At 74.7% G+C, this 3495-nt stretch carries 3 protein-coding genes; all 3 read right to left on the reverse strand.

Annotation, left to right across the window (positions count from 1 at the left end; translation table 11 throughout):
* The coding region (locus AOK03_RS33825) for a GGDEF domain-containing protein (RefSeq protein ID WP_055569202.1) at positions 1-1143 on the reverse strand (1143 nt) is incomplete at its 3' end.
* 91 nt (positions 1144-1234) lie between these two features.
* Positions 1235-2032: an enoyl-CoA hydratase/isomerase family protein gene (locus AOK03_RS33830; RefSeq protein WP_055569203.1), complete on the reverse strand. Its 798-nt coding sequence runs from the start codon at positions 2030-2032 to the stop codon at positions 1235-1237.
* 76 nt (positions 2033-2108) lie between these two features.
* Positions 2109-3341: an adenylate/guanylate cyclase domain-containing protein gene (locus AOK03_RS33835; protein WP_107098183.1), complete on the reverse strand. Its 1233-nt coding sequence runs from the start codon at positions 3339-3341 to the stop codon at positions 2109-2111.
* Positions 3342-3495 lie beyond the last annotated feature (154 nt).

A 3495-nucleotide genomic window follows, 5' to 3' on the forward strand; every position in this document is an offset into this window, starting at 1 on the left:
CCGCCCCCTGAACTTGCGCCGCTCCCCCGCCCGGTGCGCCCCCGCGGGCGCGTCCGCGAGGCGAACCACCGGGTCGTCCACGCCCTCGCGACCCGCCACCACCGGCTTCGCCGCGTGCGCGGCCTTCGCGCGGTACTGCGCCGCGTCGGCGAGGCGGAAGAGGCGGCGGGCCGAGCGCACCGCACCGATGGGGTCCCCGGTCGACGCCACACCGCACGCGACCCCGTCGCCGAGCTCCAACTCCGCGGCCCGTACGCAGAGTTCGTCGGCGACCCGTACCACCTCGTCGGCGGTCGCCCCCACCGCGACCAGGCAGAACTCGTCGCCGCCCAGGCGCGCCGCGAGCGTCCCCGGCAGCATCGCGCCGCAGAGCGAGAGGACCGAGCCGAAGCGCTCCAGGAGCCGGTCGCCGACCGCGTGGCCCCGGGTGTCGTTGACCCGCTTGAGTCCGTTGACGTCGCAGACGACCAGGCTCACCACGGACCCGTCGGCGAGGTGCCGCTCCACCGCCTCGTCGAGCCTGAGGTCGACCGCGCGGCGGTTGGCGAGCCCCGTGAGCGCGTCCGTGAAGGCCAGGCGGCGCGCCTCCTCCAGGCGCTCGGTCTGCGCGATCCCGGCGGCCACCACGGCCGCGAGGACCGTCGCGAAGTCCGCGTCGGCCCGCTCGAACACCGGCGCGCCCGGCGGACGCGCCACGTACAGCTCGCCCCACGCGCGCCCGTGCAGCACGACCGGGGCGACCACGCAGCAGCCGCGGCCCCGGCGGCGCAGGGCGGCGACGCGCTGGTGGCAGTAGCCGGGCTCGCGGGCGTCCGCGGGGCCCTCGGCGGTCTCGACCCAGGCGTGCGGTTCGCCGCCGCCCGCCCAGTGCTCGTGCAGGAACTCGGTGATCTCCGGGAACTGGTGGACGGGGTACGCCTCGCTCTCCGGGAACTCCTCCTCGCCGTGGACGCGTTGGCCCGCGTTCACCAGCACCCGCAGCCGCCCCATGTCCCGCTCCCAGACGGACAGCGCGGCGAAACTCCCGCTCAGCGCGCGACAGGCGCCGAGCGCGGCCGCCCGCCAGGACTCGCGCGGCGTATGCGCGGCGGCCATTCCCTGCGCCAGCTCGACCACGGCCCGCAGCCGGACATCCTCTCCCATTTCCCCAGGTTAGGAGGTTTACGGCATTTTGGAACTTCGGGACATGGCGTACCTGCTCCGGGGCCCAAGGGTCGCCGGGGGCGCAGGGGTGTCACTCCCCGGGCCACTGCGGCTTCCGCTTCTCGTTGAAGGCCGCGACGCCCTCCGCCCGGTCGGCCGAGAACGCCACCGTGCGCCACGCCGCGTCCTCGACCTCGAGACCGGCCCGCAGGTCGAGGCCGTGCCCGAGGCGCAGGGCGCGCTTGGCCGCGCGCAGGCCGACCGGCGAGTTGGCCGCGATGCGGGCACCGAGCGCCAGCGCCTCCGTGCGGGCCTCCCCGTCCTCGACCAACAGGTCCACCAGGCCCAACTCCCTCGCCTCTGCGGCCTCCACGCGGCGCGCCGAGAAGATCAGCTCGGCGGCGCGGGCGGCGCCCACGCGGCGCGGCAGGAGCTGTGTGCCGCCGCCGCCGGGGATGACGCCGACGGACACCTCGGGGAGTCCGACGACCGCGGTCGGGTCGGCGACGATCATGTCGCAGGAGAGCGCGAGCTCGAACCCGCCGCCGAGCGCGAAGCCGTGCACGGCCGCGACGGTGGGCATGGGCAGCTCCAGGACACCGGTGTACGAGGCACGGGTCGTGGGGCGCTGGCGGCGCAACTCGTCGTCGCTGAAGGAGTTCCGCTCCTTCAGGTCGGCGCCCACGCAGAAGGCGCGCTCGTGGGTGGAGGTCAGGACGACGACGCGGGCGTCGTGGTCCTCGGCGAGGGCGGCGCAGGCGGCGGCGATGGACCGGGCCATCTCGGAGGAGACGGCGTTCATCGCCTTCGGGCGGTCGAGGACGAGCTCGACGACGTGGCCGTGCCGCCTGACCGCCACGTACTCCCCGTACCGCTGCTCGTCGCCCATGACGCTCCTCCACCTCCGGTTAACGGCCGTTACCCGGGGATCATGTCACCGGGCCCGCCCCGGGGGAAGGGACTCCTCAGCCCCTTCGCGCCAGCAGCCACGGCTCCACGACGCCGAGGCCGCGGACCGGGCGCTGCCACATCGGCTGCAGGGCGAAACGGTAGGAGGGGGGCTCCTCGCCCTCCTTCTCCGCCGCGGCGGCCTCCTCCGCGGCCTGTGTCTCGGAGGCGGGCGCGTCGCCCGTGCGCGTCAGCTCCTCCGCGAACGCGCCGTCCACGAGGACCGCGTCGCGGGGCGCTATCGACGTCAGGCGGCTCGCGAGGTTCACCGTCGTGCCGAAGACGTCGCCCATGCGGGTCGTCACGGTTCCGAAGGCGATGCCGACGCGCAGCTCCGGCATCGTCTCGTCGTTGGCCATCGTCTCGATGAGGCGGAGCGCGATCTCAGCGGCCACGCCTGCGTCGTCGGCGGCGTAGAGGACTTCGTCGCCGAGGGTCTTGATGAGCCGTCCGCCGTGGGCGGCCACGAGGTCCGCGGCGGTCGTCTCGAAGGCCTCGACGAGTTCGCCGAGCTCCTCCTCCTCCATACGCCGGGTCAGCCGGGTGAAGCCGACGAGGTCGGCGAAGCCGACGGCGAGCCGCCGGTCCACCATCTCCTCGTCGTCCGCGGCCTGCACGACGCGGCCGGTGGCGGCGGCGAGCTGGCGCCGCCACACGTAGACGAGGAACTCCTCCAGCTCGGGCAGGAGCAGTTCGACCAGCGGGTACGTGACCTCGGTGCGGGTCATGCCGGGCTCGGGCGGCTCGGTGAGTCCCTCCAGGAAGGAGTCGATCTGCCACTCGGCGAGCCGGGCGGTGGTCTGCCCCGTCGACCGGGCCACCTGCACGGCCATGGCCTCGCTCAGCAGGCCCGCCTCCACGAGGCCCGCGAGGCGGCGCAGGGCCAGCACGTCCGCCTCGGTCAGCGCCTTGGCCTGGCCGATGTCGGGAAAGCCCATGGCCCGCCAGAAGCGGGACGCCAGCTCCATCGAGACGCCGGCGCTGCGGGCGGCCTGGAAGGGGGTGTAGCGGCGGTCCGCGCCGAGGATGAGCTGTTCGAGGCGGAGGGCGAGCGGGTCCTTCTCCGCGTCGTCCTCGCCCTTCTCGTCCACCTCGGGGACCTCGGGCACTCCGGAGATGTTCCTCGCGCCGTCCGGCACCGCGTCCTCCGCCCCGCCGTCACGGGCGGCCACGGACCCAGCGGTGCGGCCGGGCCCGCCGTCGGGGGCGGGGTGTACGCCCTCGCCTGAGCCCGTGTCGTCGACGGTCACGCCTGCTGCCCTTCCGATCTGCCGCGGTCAGGTATCGACCGGCGCCAACTTTACGGCAGGTGTGCCGCAGCTCACTCCCGACTCCCGGGACCCGCTTCTTGACGGGCGGGGTTCCGGGGGGTTGCCCCCCGACACCCCCTGAGTCACCCGCCGC

The organism is Streptomyces atriruber, from assembly GCF_001418325.1.
In the GTDB taxonomy this organism is placed as follows: Bacteria; Actinomycetota; Actinomycetes; order Streptomycetales; family Streptomycetaceae; genus Streptomyces; species Streptomyces atriruber.

Coding starts and splice junctions, on each gene's coding strand:
- AOK03_RS33830 (WP_055569203.1), bottom strand. CDS start 2,032: ATGGGCGACGAGCAGCGGTACGGGGAGTACGTGGCGGTCAGGCGGCAC.